Origin of the sequence: Muricoccus vinaceus, from assembly GCF_042433125.1 — a bacterium.
Classification (GTDB): Bacteria; Pseudomonadota; Alphaproteobacteria; order Acetobacterales; family Acetobacteraceae; genus Roseomonas; species Roseomonas vinacea.
In genome coordinates this window covers 1-15985 of sequence record NZ_JBHLVZ010000057.1, presented here as the reverse complement: position 1 = coordinate 15985, position 15985 = coordinate 1, and the positions used below count along the sequence as shown (strand labels likewise).

The window sequence follows — 15985 nt, the reverse complement described above, 5'->3', positions numbered from 1 at the left end:
GTTCACCGGCCACCCCTCACGTCGCAGCAGCACGTGGAGGCGCCGGTAGCCGTACCGCACCCGAGCCGCGGCCAGGTCGCGCAGCCGCATCCGCAGCTCCGTCTGTGGATCCCGCCGCGGGCGGTAGCGCTGCGAGGAGCGGTGGAACCCCGTCGCGTGGCAGGCCCGCCGCTCGCCAATGGCGTAGGCGCCCTGCAGATGGCGCACCACGTCACGGCGCAGGGCGGGCCTCACCATTTTCTACGCAGCACGTCCTGCAGCATCGTCTTGTCCAGGCTCAGGTCGGCGACCAGCCGCTTGAGCTTGGCGTTCTCTTCCTCCAGCTGCTTCAACCGCCGGATCTCGGCCGTGCCCATCCCGGCGAACTGCTTCTTCCACCGGTAGAAGGTCGGCTCCGAGATCCCGAGCTTGCGGCAGATCTCGGCGATCGCCGTGCCGCTCTCCGCCTGCCTCAAGGCAAAGGCTATCTGTTCGTCTGTGTACCGTTTCTGCTTCATGGCACCGCCCCCTCCTCAGGGGCTTACAGTGCCCAAAAAACTTGCCCTCCCGCCGGACCAGTTTCAGGGGTTAGGACCACCTCGCACTCCGTTTCGACGAGGATGTAAGGCTAATGGACCTCCGGCTTGTCGGTCCGAGCGGTCTGATCGCCCTGGAAGGACCGGCGCAAGGGCCAGGCGATCTGCTCTCGACAGGTCTGCCGCCAGATCTGCCGGACGGCACCTATCTCGCCAGCTGGCGGATCATCTCGGCCGACGGGCACCCCGTCGTCGGCAGCCTTGCCTTCGGGGTGCGCGCAGCCGCCGTGACCCCATCAGCACAACCTAACAACACGGGAAGAGCCTGGAACACCGCAGGCGAGGTGCTGCGGTTTCTGTTCTATGTCGCCTTCGCGCTCAGTGCAGGAGGTGCCCTGTTCCGGGCGCTGGTGCGGGAGGTCGGTGGACGCCAACGGCGCGGCATGGCGGTGGCGGCGCTGGCAGGTGCCGTGGTCGCCTTGCTAACCATCCCGGTCCAGGGCGGGGCGATGCTAGCCGCCTCTTTTCCGTCAGCTCTGTTCGACCCTACCGTGATCGTGGCGGCCTCAACGTCGACGGTGTTCCTGCGCTGCGTGGTCACTGGCGTCGGGATGGCTGTCGTGGCGGGATCCCTGGTTGTTGCCGGGAGAACCGCCCAGCCAGCGGGCCTTCTCGGCGTGGTCATCGCTGCGGTCGGGCTGAGCCTCTCGGGCCATGCCGCTGTCGGGGGCTGGCCGATGCAGGCGCTGCTTGCGGCGCACGCGCTCGTTGCGGCCTACTGGCTCGGTGCCTTCTGGCCTCTTCTGGTGCTCCTGGCCCATGAAGGCGGCGAAGCTTCACCCGCGGTGCGGCGCTTCGCCGCCCTGGCCATCCCGGCCGTCGCCATCCTCCTCGTCAGCGGTGCGATCCAGGCGCTCAGCCATATGCCGGGCTGGGCCGCCCTGGTGACCACCACCTATGGCCAACTCGTCCTTGCCAAGCTCCTCGGCGCTTCCGTGCTCCTGGCCCTGGCCGCCGTGAACCATCTCCGGCTGACCCCGACCTTGCCGACGCAGGGACCTACTGCCCTGTCTCGGAGCATCCGAGCCGAGGGGCTGATTAGCATATGCGTGCTTGGGGTAACCGCCGTGCTGAGCGTGACGCCGCCTCAAGTGGCTACGAGGCACGACCCTGGTCACGAGCATAACGCACACCACCAGGCAGACGCCAAGCAGAACGCTACCGCCCAGCTAGGGGCGTGGACTGTCCACCTCCTGGTGGATCCGGGCCGCACTGGCTCGAACCGCCTAATCCTGCACGTCGAGCGGGATGGTCATCCTGCGGTGCCCGCCGAGGTCTGGCTCGAACTCTCGAATGAGGGGACAGGGGTAGTCGGACTTCGCCGCAGGATGGTGGCGACACAACCGGGCACCTTCGTTCACGAGGGGCCGGAACTGGCGGTCCCGGGACCATGGAGAGCTAGGGCTGAGCTGTTGGTGAGCGATTTTGAGCAGATCTCAATGCATCTCCAATTCGAGGTCGCTCCCGCAAGGTGAGCAACCCGACTTTCAAGGCCGGAATGCTGCAAGGGCTCTGTGCCGCTCTCCAAAGATGTGAACGACTGCCAGTCCCTGGCTGAGGCGATCGACTACGTAGCCTGCAGCATGCTGTTGTCCGGCGTCACACGGCCACGAGCCTGCTGGTCCTCCTCCTTGATCCCCACCCTCGCATGCGGATGCGGGCTCCCGTAGCGTTTTCAATTGGCGGACGTGTGCCTAGCCAACGGGTACTTGACGCCCGCTTAATCATGTATCACTTGAAGATACATGATGCGAGATAGTCGCCTTTCAGCTGTGCTTCACGCACTCCTCCACATGGCGGAGCGAGATGGGCCAATGACCTCCGAGGCACTGGCCATGTGCATGAACACCAATCCTGCCGTTGTCCGTCGAACCATGGCAGGTCTGCGTGAGATGGACCTGGTCCGGTCTGAGAAGGGGCATGGTGGCGGTTGGCATCTTGCCCGCGGCTTCGAGACAGTGACCCTGCGCGACATCTACGACGCCCTCGGAGCGCCGCAGGTCTTTGCCATCGGGAACAAGACGGAGAGCCCGGTCTGTCTCGTGGAGCAGGCCGTGAACGACGCCTTGAGCGATGCCATGAGGGAGGCGGAGGCCCTCCTCGTGCAGCGGCTAGGCGACGTGACGCTCGCTGCGCTCTCCGCGGATTTCCACCGCCGCCACGCAGACCACAAGAGCAAGCGAGGAGATGCCCACCATGCAGCATGATGTCGTGATCGTCGGCGGCAGCTACAGCGGCATCGCGGCCGCGCTCCAACTCGCCCGGGCGCGGAAGGACGTCGTGGTGGTCGATGCGGGCCAGCGGCGCAACCGCTTCGCCAAGGCATCCCACGGCTTCCTTGGTCAGGATGGGCAAGCACCGGGAGCGATCGCCGACCAAGCCAGGGCCCAGCTCCTGGCCTACCCGACGGTGACCTGGGTTGAGGGTAAGGCAGTCGCTGCAATGGCCAAGGACGGCCAGTTCTGTGTGACGCTGGAGAACGGCGAGGAGCGCACGGCGCAACGCCTGCTTCTGGCTACCGGAGTCGTCGACAACCTGCCGGATGTTCCCGGCCTGCAGGAACGTTGGGGACGAGGTGTCTACCAGTGCCCGTACTGCGACGGCTACGAGCTGGATCAGGGTCACCTTGGCGTGCTGGCGACGAACGGCTTTTGGTACCATCAGGCCATGCTGATCCCAGAATGGGGAAGGACGACGCTTTTCACCAACGGCATCGGCCACCCTGACGCGGAGCAGCGGGCCGCCCTCGCACGACGCGGAGTGACCATCGAGGAAGCGACTGTCAGCGGCATCGATGGTGAAGGGGTCACCGTGCATCTTCAGGACGGCCGCAGCATTGCCTTGGCAGGTCTCTTTCTGGTTCCCTGGACGAGCTTCGCAAGTCCACTTGCTGACCAGCTGGGCTGTGTTCTCGAAGACGGACCAATGGGCCCCTTCATTCAGACCGATGTCCGGAAGGCGACGAGCGTCCCTGGTGTTTTCGCCTGTGGCGATGCGGCGCGCGCCGCCGGGTCGGTATCGCTGGCGGTAGGCGACGGGGCCATGGCTGGCACCGCCGTCCACCAGTCGCTGGTCTTCGGGTAGCAGTCGATCACCTCTGCGGTGTAGGGATGCGCCAGAACATTACCATGTTGCCAAGTAGCGTCAGCACCAGCCCGGTCAGCGCCGCCACGCACAGTGGTTACCCTCGAAGATGCACACGAAGGTGCCCACCGTCCTGGCGGCTCTTTCCGCCGCCAACGCCCGCATGCTGCACAGCATGGAACTCGGCTTTGGGTGTTCCGGCGCCAAGAGACCCCGGAGCGGAGGCGCCGGGAAGGGAGGCACCCTCCTGAACAGGGGGGCCTGTGAGCTACCAGGGTCCGGTGCCAAAGTGGTCGCTGGTCCTGACCACCTTGCCGACCCTGGGGCGCCTGATAGCCAACAGTCCGGATGAGACTCGAAGATTCCAAGCAAACGCTGTCTGATCCCGTGGTGCGACGTGGCAGGGTAGGAGATCCTTTCAACCAACACCTCCACCCCACGTTGGCTATGCATTCTCTGGAGCAACCACGATGGCTCGCCCAAAGCACGTCCTCCCCTTTCTGTGCGGCGCGGCGGCCGCATTATTCAGTCTGCTCACCTCGATCCCCTTGTCGGCTCAGTCCCGGCAGGACGGCGCTTCTACAGGCAGCGGATCGGCCACGCTCGAGGCCGTTCGCGCCCGACGTTTGCTGTTATGTGGCGTGTCCGGTGAGTCTCCAGGCTTCTCCCTCCCCGATAGCCGCGGTGAGATGCGAGGCCTGGATGCCGACACCTGCCGTGCAGTCGCTGCCGCCGTTCTGGGCGATGCCAAGCTGGTTCGCTTTGTCCCCCTCTCACCTCAGGCACGCTTCACGGCCTTGCAGTCGGGCGAGGTAGACCTGCTAGTCCGCAACACTAGCTGGACGCTGACCAGGGAAGCCTCACTGGGGCTGAGCATGGCCTGGGTTAACTTCCACGATGGTACCGCCTTCGTGGTGCGTGGGGATGCAGGCGTGACCTCAGCAAAGGGGCTGGACGGGGCCACGGTATGCCTGCTGCAGGGCACCACCACGGAACTCGACGTTGCGGCGTACTTCCGGGCGAACCGGCTCAGTTTCACGCCTGTGCTGTTCGGTGGCGTCACGGAAACCGGGACGGCCTTTTTGGCAGGACGTTGCGACGCTTGGGCCAACGACGCTTCCTACCTGGGGGCATTTCGAACCACCCAACCTGACAAAGGGCTGGTCATCTTGCCCGAGCGGATCAGCTCCGAACCAGTGGGTGCTATGGTGCGCAAGGGCGACGATCGTTGGTTCGACCTGGTGCGCTGGACGGGTGCAGCACTGCTGGCAGCCGAGGAAGCAGGCGTGACCAGCACCAACGCCGCGGAACAGAAGCGCTCGACCACCGATCCGTCGGTGCAGCGCCTGCTGGGCGCTCAGGGGGACCTGGGAATTGCGCTCGGAGTGGACAACGCCTGGGCGTTCAACGTGATCAATCAAGTCGGCAACTACGCCGAGATGTGGGAGCGCAGCTTGGCGCCACTCGGCATCGAGCGGGGTGCCAACCGCCTCGCGTCCCGGGGTGGGCTTATGTATGCGCCGCCCGTGCGCTGACACAGCCCGGACCTGAACCATCAGTGGGCAAGCAAGTCCAGTGAATCAATATGGTGGGGCTAAGGGGCGCGCCCGCTGCCCGCCCAGCCCTCCTTCCCGATCTGCCATCGCTTCTGGCGCTGTTCGCTGCTTCCCAGGTCAGCAGCACCGCTCAGCCGCGGACGCAGGCCGAACGTCTCTAGCAGGAGACTCATGCTGCTGCCCTGCATCGGCATCCTCGCGCTCGTGACTACCGGGACCGTCATCTGGTGGAAGCGGCGCTCGAAGGGCGAGACAGCCGCTCCGCCACGAGTGGTACGCAAGGTTCCTCCAGTGCTGCTGGGCAGCATTATGCAGCATTATAGCGATGGGCGTTCTCTTCCCGCTTGCCGGGACATCGATGCTTCTGGTCGGTTTGGTGGACGCCGTACTTGGGGCGAGCCGTCAACGGTCAGTGTCTACTACTCGGTCCTGAGGGTTACAGTTGGCGTTCGGCAGATCAGTACGGAGCCGTCCGCGACATTGTATGCCTGCCTATGGAAAATGCCATCAAGCCGGTGAAAGGCTGAAATGAGCGCCGTTGCGACCACCGGATCCCGGCCTCAACCTTCCTTATACTTCTCGAAACCGGCCAGGATCCTCAATGCCGAGTTTGGCACCTTTGGCATCAAAGGCTGCTTCGTAGACCAGGGTCAGCTGCGTTCTGGGCGCCTGATCACCATTTCCCTCACCCACCAGTTTCGGTGGGGCGAGGACGTTGGCCTCGATGGCGACGGCAAGCAGATGGGATGCCTGAGCCGCGAGTCCCGCAGAGTGCATGGTCTCCACGGCCAGCTTCGCCTCCGCGATGGCGAGTTGCCGCTCAAAATCTGCTGCCTGCTGCTCGATCAGGTCGGCGTGTCGGGCATGCTCAGCAGCAGCAGCCCTCAATTCCTCCACCTTGGCCGCCAAGCCGAGTACTGCCCGGTCCAGACGGTCGAGTGGAAGGAGTTCAAATCCGTCGGACATACCTTCCGTCTGTGGGATTGTCGTGTCTTGCTTCTCGGGCATCGGAACTCACTGGGCCAGAAAGGCTCAAGCCATAATGTGGTCCGGCCGCCGGGGGAACGGTCACGGTGGTGGATGACTGGTTTCGATTAGAAGCAGCCCCTGGTCGTCTAGCCACCCAAGGTCCGCCCACCCACCTACTACGGATGCCCCGCTCACCCACGGCCGACCTCGCCCCTCTCATCAAGCTTCTGCAAGCGGGTGTTCCACCCGCCCGCGCGGCCACTGAGTTTTGTCGTGTCCTGGCGATTTGGAAGGCCGAACTCAGGGACGACGACGAGGAGCTACAGGAGCGGCTATCCGGCCTGGCCGAGCAGATGACAACTGGGATCGAAGAAATGCACGAGGGTATCTCCGAGGCGAGCGACAAGGGAAAGCCGACGCTACGGCGGATACTGGCAACCCATGAAGCGGTGCTCGACGAGGTGCGAAAGGCACAGCAGGCCGGGTAGGCATCATGACCGAGCAGAGCGCGGGGTCGTCCTGGGCGGAGGAGGAGCGCTTGGCCGCCTTCTACTGGACCGGGCTTCTCGATACCCCTCCCGAGCAGGCCTATGATGACTTGGTGCGCCTAGGGTGAAAACCTAATCAACCACCGCTGCTCTCGACCCACGGCAAACATTCGATGCTGCCTGTGGGTGATCGGTCGGCCGCCGAGCGGCTAGCCGCTCAAGCGGGGCTGATTGCCTCGGGTTCAGCAAAGACGAAAGATACCCACGTTCTGGCTATCCACGGCTCGCACCAGCCATCCAAGTGAGAATCAGCCGACTTGACTGGAAGATTAGCGGTCGTGGTCGTGCCGCCGACTGTACAGCAGCAGCCCGACGAGCACGCCGGTCAGCAGGATCTCCAGGACTGTCGCTCGCGACCGGACGGTAGTGTCCGAGCGGGCGGTCGCGCGGCCCCTCGCTAACGGACATACGATGTGCGCCCTCTTCGAGGCTCATCGGCAGCACCCTTCTGCACCGGCCTGTGATAACCGGAAACGACCTCAGGAAAGCGATGAGGAAGGTGGCAGGAACCGCCTAAGCCGTGTTGGCCTGCACCCAGGTCGCAGCAGCCTTTGTCCAATCGTCAAACATAAGCGGGCGCTACCATGGGCTTCTCCTACATGTTGCGAAGCCAATGTTTGGCCCGTGACCGCTGGAGTGGGCGCTACGGATTTATCGCACGGGTGGACCACCACCAAGCCTGTAGGTGGCGAGCACGCTGCCTGCCTCGATTGGCGCGGCGAGTACCTTGTCGATCCGGCGACCGTCCAGGTCTACGACCTCGAACCGCCAGCCATCGACCTCCGCCGCCTCGCCCACCTGCGGAAGGCGCTTCATCGCGTCGAGCAGGAAGCCCGCGACCGTCTGATAGGAACGGTCTGAGGGAATCGCGAGCCTGAGCGTGTCGACCATCTCGTCCGCGGGCATCCATCCCGCGAGTAGCCAGGAGCCGTCCTCGCGCTGGACAGCCGCATGCTCGTCCCCGGGATCCTCGTCGGAGCGGAACCCACCCACGATGGCGCCCGTCAGGTCCGTCGGCGTCACCAGCCCCTCGAAGTGGCCGTACTCGTCGTGGACGAGCGCCATCGGCACCTCGGCTTTCCGAAGAGTGGACAGGATCTCCAGCGCCTCGGCGGTGTCCGGCACGATGGGCGCATGGCGGGCCATGATACGTGGATCGAGCGCCTCGCCGCGGAGCATGGCCGCCAAAAGTTCGCGAGACTGCACGACGCCGATGATGCGGTCGGGGGAGCCGTCGATGACCGGCAGGCGCGAGTGGGCCGTCCGCATGAGGACCTCCTTCATGGCGTCCAGACTACCCGCGGCATCGATCCAGTCCACCTCGCCGCGGGGCGTCATCACGCCCTTCACAGGACGATCGCCCAAGCGCAGGACGCCCGCGATCATGTGACGCTCCGCAGTCTCGATGGAGCCGTGCCGCTCCGCTTCAGTCACGAGCGAGCGCACGTCGTCCTGGGTGACCGTCTCCTCCGGCTCGTCACCGCGCCCCATCAGGCGAAAGATGAGTTTCGTCGAGTTGTCCAGGATCCAGACAACCGGGGCAGCGACCCTGGACACCACGTTCATGAGGGGCGCCATCGTGCAAGCAAGGCCCTCGGCGTTGCTCAGGGCCAAGCGCTTGGGCACCAGCTCGCCGACCACGATGGAGAGGTAGGTCACGACGGCCACAATGCCACCGAACCCAGCCGGGTCGGCGACGGATTGAGGGACACCAAGCCCGACCAGCCAAGCCGTGAGCCGCCCGCCGAGCGCGGAACCGGAGAAGGCACCTGCTAGGACGCCGACCAGGGTGATGCCAATCTGGACGGTGGACAGAAAGCGCCCGGGATCCGAGGCAAGGGCAAGAGCCGTCTTTGCTCCTGGCCGTCCTACTTCCGCCATCGCCCGGAGCCTGGGGCGGCGGGCCGAGACCACCGCAAGCTCGGATAGGGAGAACACCCCGTTCAAGGCAACGAGAACGAGGACGATGGCGATCTCTAACAGAACAACCTCCAGCTGATGCGGGTGACCGAGATGCGCATCCCTGGCCTGCCCAACAGTGAGAACCAACGGTCCTCGACCTGACACTTTCGCCAGACAAGCTTACAGCCACCTGACTTAAAGGTTAACTTCTTGCAATATAGAAGAGTGGGGGCCATCTGGCGGCGCTGCGGGCATCCCCCCGCAACAAGGAGCTGCAAGGACCGATGAACGAGGAAGAGCGCCGCATCATCACCGGCTATGTGGAGCGCGTCGCAGGCGTCGCACCACAGCCGGTTGCGACGTCGTCCAGCACCTGGGGAGGGAGTTCCTCGGGCACGCCGGTGGCCCGCCCCAACTTGCCGCCGGTGGACCCAGAGGCCGATCGCCTGATCTCCGACCTGTTTTCCCGCCACCCGGAGGCGCGCTACCGCATCACGCAAACTGCCTTCGTGCAGGAGGCGGCGCTGGTGCAGGCCCAAAATCGCATTCAGGACTTGGAATGGGAGCTGGAGAATACCCAGCGTCAGGCCCAGGCCGCACAGCAAGGCGGGGGTGGGTTCCTGGGAGGCATGTTCGGCGGCGGCAACCGACAGCAGGTTCCCTATACTCCGCGCCCCGAGCCGATCCAGCCGCCACCGGGCGCGATGAACCCAGCCATGATGCAGCAACAGGGCCGCGGCTCGGGCTTCCTTGGCACCGCCCTGACCACGGCAGCAGGTGTCGCGGGCGGCATGGTGCTTGGCAACGCGCTCATGGGCATGTTCTCGGGGGGCGCTGCCGAAGCGGCTACTACAGCAGCCGGAGCGGTTTCCGATGCAGCCGGAGTTGCCACGGGTGCCGCGGGGTCCTTCGCGGAGCAGGCTGTCAGCACGCCTGCGTCCTCTCCCTGGACGGATGCGACCGGGGATGATGCTGGCGCCTTTGACGAGGATATCTGAACCGAAGCGGGCCGGGCATCTTGCCCGGCCCGGCGGGTGCTTAGCCAAGGATGCTTCTTGGTGCGGCATACGGTCTAGAGCAGCCAAGTCGACCCGAAAGGGCATTACGTTGAGGATCAGGGGCTACATTGCAGCAAGTCTGGACGGCTACGTCGCGGACCAGGACGGCAGTGTCGAGTGGCTGAAGCCCTACGAGGAGGTGGAAGCAGACTACCAGGCGTTCATAGATGCCATCGGTACCGACCCCTCATTGAAATTTGCGTGCCAGCCGTGGTCTCAACGGAGGCGACGTCGCATCTCGGCCGAGGCAACCCTGGTGCAAAGCAGGTAGATCAGAGCCCGGCCGCGAGACCATAGTGATTGCGGCCGCCGGGCCAGCTGCTTGCGCATGGCGGCTGCAAGCCCCTCGGCGTCCTGAAGCATGACCCGGATCTGAGTGTGGCTCAGTGCGCTTGGCCTGGTTGAGGACGTCATGGTCCGCGTTGGAGCCCCCCCTTGATCTACGTGCCAACGATCTCCGATCCGATCGTTGCGCAATCAGCTTATTAGCTGAAGATCGAATCGATGTCGAACAAAAGTGCTGGAGTCTCAGATCACGAGATCTCTAGCTCGCCTAGGCCCGGGTAGCTGTCTTCGCCCCGAGCTGGACCTCAACGGGCGGGACAACGCGGTGGCCCTGATCGGCATTGGGTTTGAGGACAAGAACCAAGTGATAGCAGGCCCTCGCAACGCCTGATCTCCCAGTGTTGCACTGGGCACCTTTTATTTACGAATTCGCATCGAAAGGAGGGGCGGTCATGGTAACGTCGCTGGATAAAGGAGATCCCTGATGCGTGTTCTGGCCACCTTTGCTCTCGCCGTCCTTCTACTCACGGGTGGCTGCACTGACCGAAATGGTGAGTTTGATGCGGGTAACACTGCCCTGCTCGGGCTTGGTGCCGCTGCTGCCGTTGGAGCCGCCGTTCTGCTGTCTGACGACAACGACAAGTCCCATGACCGAGGGCACCGGGCGCGGGTTGCGCAGCGGCGGGATAGCCGCGCCTATCAGCGTGGATACGACCGCCGTGATGACCGCCGTGGCTGGCGCTGAACACCTCAGTCAGAAGCCTCGGCGAGGCAGAGCCAGGGATCGAAATCTAGGCAGCCGGTGGTGTTAACCGCCGACCGGATCAAGGCGCCGTGGTCGAGCCGACGGTAGGCCCATGGCGAGGTTAGCCGTCCCCGGGAACCGGAGGGTGGTCGTCTGGCCGATTGCCCACGTGAGCCCTGGGAAGGGGCATCGGGTTGGGTAAGGCGGCAGCCCTGGTGATGGGGGTGGCGACATAGCCAAACGAGGAGGGGGACCTCTCCACGGAGGCGGCGTCTGCACACCCGGATGCATCCTCTAGCCATTAAAGATTCAAAAGGTGTTCCGAACGTAGGTGTTGAAGCCAGTCACCATCGGTGATGATTGGGTTCAACCGGTAGCGGGACGTCACGCCGACATTGTTCTCCAGTTCTGCACGCTCGAGCGCTCCTGCATCCTCGTGTACCATGCGACCAGCGCCTTGCACTCGTCCGGCACAGAGACCTTGAGCTGTTCGGCGAAGATCAGGCCACCAATGAGCGTGATGTCAGCCATCGAGAAATCTTGCCCTGCCACGAAGGGCTGCCCACGCAGAGCATCATTGAAATAGCGCATGCCACGCAGGGCCTTGTCGCGCTGGTACAGGCCCCACTCCTGGTTCTGGTAAACCTCCACGTGAGGGCCAAGACCGGGCGTGGCGTGGTGGAAGTAAATACTGATCGCGTCGAGCACCTCCAGCTCAGCCCGGCGGCTCATCATGTGGACGACGCCCCTTTCGCGGGGCGTCCTACCCGTGAGCGTCGGCGTGCCATCGAGCGCGTCGAGATACTCCGTGATCGCTGTGCACTCAGCGACAAGCGTCCCGTCGTCGAGCTCCAGCACGGGCAGGGTCCCGGAGTAGTTCTTCGCGCGGAACTCTTCCGTCTTGTGCTCCCCCTTCCTCAAATCGATCGAGACGAAACAGGTCTGGGACTGCAAGCCCTTTTCGGCCAGAGCGATGCGGACGCGTGCTGGGTAGGGCCCATTGTGCCAGTCGTAGATCTTCAGGGTCATGTTTCCGCTCACGTGCTGCTGAGGCCAACCAGAAAGGATCAGGGCCAGATAATAGGTCACCGTGGACGGCGATGATGACACGCTCCTATGGGTGTCGCCATTCTCGCCGACCCATACCTTGCTGGTCGGCTCACCACCTCGAAGGGGGCGTACCCTGGGTGCCCCTAAGGGACACCATTGAGGAGCACTACTTCGGAGTACGGTCGCTCAGCCTTGCGGCGGCAAGGATCATATGAGTTTCACATAGAAACCAGTTCAGTACGGAAGGTGCGATCCCTTGCTCCATCCACCCGCCTCCAGAGGTGACGAGGCCCACGGCACGCCTAAATTCATGGCTGGGACGCCCGGAAAGGAGTAGGTTGAGCGAACCTTGAATGGAGGTCACATCCGGTAGAGGAGGCGGGCATGTCCGACGTCGTTCTGGTAGTGCTTCAGCGCCTTGACGCGGCCGCCCACCTGCTACGTGCGGCAGAGCGCCTCGCCGCCCTTGCTGGCGCGGGCCGCGTCAACGTCCTCGCCGTCCACACACCACCCGGCTACGTAACGATCTCCCCTGAGGCATCTGTGAGCCCTCTGCTGGATGAACTCCTGGCGTTTGAGGAAACTCGTATTGCAGCGTTGCATGAAGTCTATCAGCACTGGGCGGCGGGCGTAGTAGACGCATCCCTCACCACACACTGGTCGTCGGTTCAGGGTCTTGCCGATCCTATTGTGAACGAGGGCCGTCAGGTCGACTTTGTCGTGGTTGGTCGCCCGGCCCGAGATGACGACCCGCCGACGAAGCGGGCGTTCCACGCTGCCCTGTTTAAGACAGGGCGGCCTGTTCTGGTGGTTCCGCGCCGCTGGGATGCCGAGTTTGGTCACTCCGTAGCGGTCGCGTGGAGGGAGGACAGCCGGGCGGCCAATGCCGTCCTTCCTGCCCTACGCTACCTCCAAGGGGCAGCGCCGCTGCATGTCCTTGTTGGCCTCCGCCAGGGCACCGCGCACCCTCATCTCCCGCGGATCTTCGCCGACCATGGGGTCCAGGCGGAACTGCACGTGCTCCCTCTTGGTCCCGAGGTATTCGGCCAGAAGCTCCTCGATAAGGCTCGCGAACTCGACATCGACCTGCTGATCATGGGTGCCTACGCGCACAGTCCTCTGGTCGAAGCACTCCTTGGCGGCGTCACCCGCTACGTGCTGGCTCACGCCGACCTTCCCCTGCTCATGCGGCACTGAGCCGGGGGGGGGGCCAAACACGAGCGCTCGGTATTTAGGGAAGTGATATCCGAAGCCTGGCTGGGTTTCCATTCGGCGGCCCGTCCTGGACGATGACCACACTCAAGGCGCCTCCTGCCTGTTCCAAGACGACCACACCCTCGTACTTGGCACTGTTGGGTGTCGGAGCAGGGAGCTTGGCGAGTTCAGCGAGAGAAGCAGCTCCCACCAGGGGATCGAACGCCATGAGCCGTGCCTGGACGTCTGCTTCGTTGGGAGCGGGGCCGGTGAGAACAAGCAACCGCCCATCGGGGATAGAGGCAAGATCGCGGATGCCCTCGGCTCTACCAAGGGGTAACTCGATCAGCTGCTCCGGAACTATGGCTCCCCCAAATACAAACAGCGATGCCAGCGGCACAGGTAGAATGAACGCATTCCCGCCAATGTTCGGTGCCCTGAAGCCGACGAGTAGACGACCACGATCGACTGCGATGCCCTCGATATCTAGACCACCATCTCCGCCAGCGTTGTCGAGGAGGTGACCGAATCGCTGGCCCAGCGTGGTCGCCGCGCGCAGGGCTTCGGAGAGCCGCCACGTGCGGGCGGCCTCCCCGAACGTGTCGGTTTCTGCGTCATAGATGATGCGGGCCAGGATGAACTGGGATGGGCGACCTTGACCGGAACTTCGCGAGCAGCCGTGAGAACCGGTTACGTAGAAGACGCCGCTCCCATTCGCTCTGGTTTCCTCGAAGGCAACACCTTCGCCATCCAGCTGAGTGAACCTGTCCGTGTCTTCCCGGCAAGCCAAACCAGTGGGACGCTGGCCATGGATATCCGGATCGTCCAACCGCGTCAGGATCTGAATTAGGCTAACGTCCGAGTTGCCTACTCGAATTGTATTTCCGTCCAGCGTCACCCGTTGGGCGAAGCCCGCTTCATCGTCGACCACGAGGCAGGTCCGTTGTCCACCAGACCGTGGACGTGCACAGGCTATACCGCTCACGTCTCGGGCAGGCTTCGACGCATCGCTTACCAACGTGCCATCAACGATGATCGGGGTGGAGATTACTGTTGGTGCAGTGGCAGGCTGTGCACATGCCGCTCCGGTCCAGGTCACCGCGAACACCAGGATTGACGCAAAGACCCTCGACTTGCCTGCCCGAGAATACGAGATCTTTGTCATGGTGATGGCTCCTTTTGCACTGCGCGGACTGTGATTCTGCATCGCCATAGCAGCCGCGAGCCCAAGACTGGCCTACGGACGCTCTATTGGCCTCAGGACGGCGGCCGAGATGACACGCCGCCTGCGGTGCAATGAGTGTGGACGGTTACCCGAAGATGCGGCCCTTGTCCTACCGCCAGAGGTCCCTCGACGACGCGCGGTGGTCGTCTACTTGGCCGGTAAGGGTGTTCCTCCCTGATTGTCGCCTAAGCCTGCGGCAGCCACCCGAACCCAAGGACGACCCACCCGAGTGCGTAACCCAGGGCGGCCACCCCGATCGGCGGAATGAGGGGTATGAGCAGCGCAAACTCAAGCGCCTTCCATCGCGATGCCCGTTCACCTCTCCCAGTAGGCTGTCGAGCCTGACGAAGCTTTTCCTTTCCAGCAGGTGCATCAAGGTAGCGGCATCATCCTCTCAGCCCTGGTCTACTCCGTGTGTCTGCTCCGCACCACTGCCAGTCCCTATCACGCTAGTCTGACGGCCAGCATCGGGCGAAGCGTCCGGTTCAACACTGTTGACTGATTCCCGTTCTCCGGTCTCAGAACAGTTGGTCGCGGTTCGTAGTTATGATGGAGGAGAGGCACGGTGCCAGGGATGGTGAGGGCGAGATTTCGCGAGGGCAGCCTACTGGTTGCGATGTTGGGTGAGCACGCGCCGATGGACGTCCGGCGCGCTGCCCGGCGCCTGCGTTCGGAGGGGGCGCCTGCGGTCGCGGTTGACGACGAGGTTGCCGAGTTGGCACGTGGGCTGGCCGCCTCCGAGGTATCGCGCTCGCCCGCTGTGCTGGACGTCCTGCCGCCGCTGTTTTGGATCGAAGCCCAGCGGGAGGCTAGAGCCGGTACCCGCGGGATCGCCGGATGGATCGTCGAAAAGAGGGGAGCCAGCCTGACCATCTGGGGCTTTGATGTCGCCCCGGAAGCTGGGGCCTTACCGGAGCCGCGTGGGACTACGACGTTGACGTTCGGCCAAGCCGTCGCTGAGGAGGGCGAGGAGCTCTGCTACGCGAGAGGCCTGATCGCTTCCATCGCCTTGCCGGAAGTGCTGACTCAGATGGGCGAGGCTTCACCTGTCTTGGTGCTTCCAGCCGAACCTTGCGTGGGGGATGCGAGCCTCGTGCGCGGTATCAGGCTGTCTGTCGCGATTCCGCCAGATGCAGCACCGGGCTGAGGCGGTACCGGGCTTCGCTGATGGCACCCCAGCGTCGTCACGCTAACTAAGGGACGGCATCGACGAGGCCGGAGTAGACCCTGCCCCAGGGTTCCTCCTCCCCGACCTGGACCCATCCTCCGGTACGGGAGAACACGCGCGGCCTCCTCCCTAGGCCCAGATGGCATCCTGGCCGTTGCGGGTAGCTACACGGCAGTCGGACACACCACCCAGCACGGCCCGCGAGCTCTGCTGGCAGCCGCCCTGACTGTCCACCTCCTCGCGGTCGCGTTCTGGGCAGGAAGCCTCTGGCCCCTGGCGCTTACCTCCAGGCGTGGTGGTGCAGCGGCGGCCCACCTCGTTGACCGGTGGGCACACGCTGCTAGCTGGATCGTTGGCAGCCTGGTCCTGACCGGTGCGGTGCTGGCCTGGTTCCTGGTCGGGAGCCTGGAAGTACTTCTGACCACAGCCTATGGCTGGGCCCTGCTATCCAAGGTCGCCCCGGTCGGCGTACTTCTCAGTTTTGCGGCTTGGCACCGGTTCCGACTCACTCCCGAGCTGGCGGCAGATGCCCCTGGATCCGGCAGGCGTCTAGTGCACTGACGCAGACGTAGGATTCACAAGGGGGCGCTGCTCTGAAAGTCTGGTGGCATGGCCCAGACCGTCAG

The 15985-nt window shown here is 64.0% G+C and carries 14 protein-coding genes and 2 pseudogenes; 11 read left to right on the top strand and 5 right to left on the bottom strand.

The window, feature by feature from the left end:
* Positions 1-497, bottom strand: a pseudogene (locus tag ACFFIC_RS17105) (transposase); the annotation flags it as partial.
* A 92-nt stretch (positions 498-589) separates the two neighbouring features.
* Here ACFFIC_RS17105 and ACFFIC_RS17100 point away from each other — a divergent pair.
* The 5 genes and pseudogenes from ACFFIC_RS17100 to ACFFIC_RS17080 all read left to right on the top strand — a co-directional run.
* Positions 590-778, top strand: a pseudogene (locus ACFFIC_RS17100) (copper resistance CopC family protein); the annotation flags it as partial.
* A 180-nt stretch (positions 779-958) separates the two neighbouring features.
* Positions 959-2050 (top strand): copper resistance D family protein, encoded by a 1092-nt coding sequence (locus ACFFIC_RS17095; protein ID WP_377052507.1) that lies wholly within the window; start codon positions 959-961, stop codon positions 2048-2050.
* A gap of 270 nt (positions 2051-2320) precedes the next feature.
* Complete coding sequence (locus ACFFIC_RS17090; RefSeq protein WP_377052503.1) at positions 2321-2782, top strand: RrF2 family transcriptional regulator; 462 nt, start codon at positions 2321-2323, stop codon at positions 2780-2782.
* On the top strand, positions 2772-3659 hold the full coding sequence (locus ACFFIC_RS17085) for an NAD(P)/FAD-dependent oxidoreductase (RefSeq protein ID WP_377052501.1): 888 nt from the start codon (positions 2772-2774) through the stop codon (positions 3657-3659). The genes ACFFIC_RS17090 and ACFFIC_RS17085 overlap by 11 nt, the downstream gene beginning before the upstream one ends.
* A 470-nt stretch (positions 3660-4129) precedes the next feature.
* A complete protein-coding gene (locus ACFFIC_RS17080) occupies positions 4130-5194 on the top strand; it encodes an amino acid ABC transporter substrate-binding protein (RefSeq protein WP_377052499.1) in 1065 nt (354 codons plus the stop codon).
* Positions 5195-5785: 591 nt separating this feature from the next.
* On the opposite strand, the gene ACFFIC_RS17075 is transcribed toward ACFFIC_RS17080, so the two are convergent.
* Entirely contained in the window at positions 5786-6223 is a 438-nt protein-coding gene (locus ACFFIC_RS17075; RefSeq protein WP_377052497.1) for a hypothetical protein, read from the bottom strand.
* A gap of 65 nt (positions 6224-6288) precedes the next feature.
* Here ACFFIC_RS17075 and ACFFIC_RS17070 point away from each other — a divergent pair, with 65 nt between their 5' ends.
* A complete protein-coding gene (locus ACFFIC_RS17070; RefSeq protein ID WP_377052495.1) occupies positions 6289-6672 on the top strand; it encodes a hypothetical protein in 384 nt (127 codons plus the stop codon).
* Positions 6673-6677: 5 nt separating this feature from the next.
* Positions 6678-6800 (top strand): hypothetical protein, encoded by a 123-nt coding sequence (locus ACFFIC_RS17065; protein WP_377052493.1) that lies wholly within the window; start codon positions 6678-6680, stop codon positions 6798-6800.
* A gap of 583 nt (positions 6801-7383) precedes the next feature.
* Here the strand turns inward: ACFFIC_RS17065 and ACFFIC_RS17060 are convergent.
* Complete coding sequence (locus tag ACFFIC_RS17060) at positions 7384-8799, bottom strand: hemolysin family protein (protein WP_377052491.1); 1416 nt, start codon at positions 8797-8799, stop codon at positions 7384-7386.
* A 119-nt stretch (positions 8800-8918) separates the two neighbouring features.
* Between ACFFIC_RS17060 and ACFFIC_RS17055 the strand changes: the two genes are divergently transcribed.
* On the top strand, positions 8919-9632 hold the full coding sequence (locus ACFFIC_RS17055) for a DUF2076 domain-containing protein (RefSeq protein WP_377052489.1): 714 nt from the start codon (positions 8919-8921) through the stop codon (positions 9630-9632).
* Between the two features lie 1474 nt (positions 9633-11106).
* Here ACFFIC_RS17055 and ACFFIC_RS17050 read toward each other — a convergent pair.
* On the bottom strand, positions 11107-11751 hold the full coding sequence (locus ACFFIC_RS17050) for a glutathione S-transferase (RefSeq protein WP_377052487.1): 645 nt from the start codon (positions 11749-11751) through the stop codon (positions 11107-11109).
* A gap of 405 nt (positions 11752-12156) precedes the next feature.
* Here ACFFIC_RS17050 and ACFFIC_RS17045 point away from each other — a divergent pair, with 405 nt between their 5' ends.
* Entirely contained in the window at positions 12157-12969 is an 813-nt protein-coding gene (locus ACFFIC_RS17045) for a universal stress protein (RefSeq protein WP_377052485.1), read from the top strand.
* 34 nt (positions 12970-13003) lie between these two features.
* Here the strand turns inward: ACFFIC_RS17045 and ACFFIC_RS17040 are convergent, their stop codons facing one another.
* On the bottom strand, positions 13004-14131 hold the full coding sequence (locus ACFFIC_RS17040) for a DUF3616 domain-containing protein (RefSeq protein WP_377052483.1): 1128 nt from the start codon (positions 14129-14131) through the stop codon (positions 13004-13006).
* 625 nt (positions 14132-14756) lie between these two features.
* On the opposite strand from ACFFIC_RS17040, the gene ACFFIC_RS17035 reads away from it, so the two are divergent.
* Both ACFFIC_RS17035 and ACFFIC_RS17030 read left to right on the top strand, forming a co-directional pair.
* Positions 14757-15338, top strand: coding sequence for a hypothetical protein (locus ACFFIC_RS17035; protein ID WP_377052481.1), 582 nt, complete (start codon positions 14757-14759; stop codon positions 15336-15338).
* Between the two features lie 114 nt (positions 15339-15452).
* Positions 15453-15920 carry a copper resistance D family protein gene (locus ACFFIC_RS17030; RefSeq protein ID WP_377052505.1) on the top strand — a complete coding sequence of 156 codons (468 nt, stop codon included), beginning with the start codon at positions 15453-15455 and terminating at the stop codon, positions 15918-15920.
* Positions 15921-15985: the final 65 nt, after the last annotated feature.

Excerpts from the sequence above, each read along its gene's own strand:
- ACFFIC_RS17095 (WP_377052507.1), top strand. The coding sequence starts at position 959 with ATGGCGGTGGCGGCGCTGGCAGGTGCCGTGGTCGCCTTGCTAACCATC.
- ACFFIC_RS17090 (WP_377052503.1), top strand. The coding sequence starts at position 2,321 with ATGATGCGAGATAGTCGCCTTTCAGCTGTGCTTCACGCACTCCTCCAC.
- ACFFIC_RS17085 (WP_377052501.1), top strand. The coding sequence starts at position 2,772 with ATGCAGCATGATGTCGTGATCGTCGGCGGCAGCTACAGCGGCATCGCG.
- ACFFIC_RS17080 (WP_377052499.1), top strand. The coding sequence starts at position 4,130 with ATGGCTCGCCCAAAGCACGTCCTCCCCTTTCTGTGCGGCGCGGCGGCC.
- ACFFIC_RS17075 (WP_377052497.1), bottom strand. The coding sequence starts at position 6,223 with ATGCCCGAGAAGCAAGACACGACAATCCCACAGACGGAAGGTATGTCC.
- ACFFIC_RS17065 (WP_377052493.1), top strand. The coding sequence starts at position 6,678 with ATGACCGAGCAGAGCGCGGGGTCGTCCTGGGCGGAGGAGGAGCGCTTG.
- ACFFIC_RS17055 (WP_377052489.1), top strand. The coding sequence starts at position 8,919 with ATGAACGAGGAAGAGCGCCGCATCATCACCGGCTATGTGGAGCGCGTC.
- ACFFIC_RS17050 (WP_377052487.1), bottom strand. The coding sequence starts at position 11,751 with ATGACCCTGAAGATCTACGACTGGCACAATGGGCCCTACCCAGCACGC.
- ACFFIC_RS17045 (WP_377052485.1), top strand. The coding sequence starts at position 12,157 with ATGTCCGACGTCGTTCTGGTAGTGCTTCAGCGCCTTGACGCGGCCGCC.
- ACFFIC_RS17040 (WP_377052483.1), bottom strand. The coding sequence starts at position 14,131 with ATGACAAAGATCTCGTATTCTCGGGCAGGCAAGTCGAGGGTCTTTGCG.